Origin of the sequence: Brachyspira sp. SAP_772 (assembly GCF_009755885.1) — a bacterium.
In the GTDB taxonomy this organism is placed as follows: domain Bacteria; phylum Spirochaetota; class Brachyspiria; order Brachyspirales; family Brachyspiraceae; genus Brachyspira.
On record NZ_VYIX01000226.1, the window covers coordinates 1 to 652 of the forward strand.

General features: G+C 21.2%; 2 pseudogenes. Both read left to right on the forward strand.

Annotation, left to right across the window (positions count from 1 at the left end):
• A pseudogene (locus GQX97_RS13705) lies at nucleotides 1-282 on the forward strand (tetratricopeptide repeat protein); the annotation flags it as partial.
• Nucleotides 279-652: pseudogene (locus GQX97_RS13710) on the forward strand (GGDEF domain-containing protein); the annotation flags it as partial. The pseudogenes GQX97_RS13705 and GQX97_RS13710, both read left to right, overlap by 4 nt.

The following is a 652-nucleotide window of genomic DNA, read 5'->3' on the forward strand; positions in this document are numbered from 1 at the left end:
GCTCAAATATTAGCTCAAATATTAAATAATTTTAAAGCAGAAAATAAAAACCTCTATTCTATAATATCTCCTCTATATGTTGCAAAAAGAAAAGAGCATAATGACATATTTGGCTCTATAATTTTTAATTGTAAAACTAAGAATAATAATTTATTTAATGCAATGGCAATAGTAGTTAAAGAAGAAGAGTCAATAGTACTCACTATTATCTCAACACTTGCTACAAGCAATAATTTAATATTTTTAGCAAAAGAAATAATTAATAGCTTATATATAAAATGATTAAAGAAATAAACAAAATAATAAAAACTCTAAACAAYATACCAGAACCATTTTCTGTAGACGGYATAATAAAAACATTTGAAAAAAGTTCTAAAAAAATAATAAAAAACTTTGCTCTATATTTTTACAAAGATAAAAATTCAAATCTATGGTACTCTACTTCAAAAAACATAATAAAAGAAAATAATAAATACAAATTAAAAGCAAGAAATTATGAGTTTGGTTATTTAATAATAGAAAGCAGTGTTGAAAAAGAATATTTAGAAATAATAGTAAATCATTTATCTATAATACTCTACAGTGAAAAACTATCATTTTTAGCAAATAGAGATATACTTACTAATTTATACAACAGAGGCTATTTATTAAA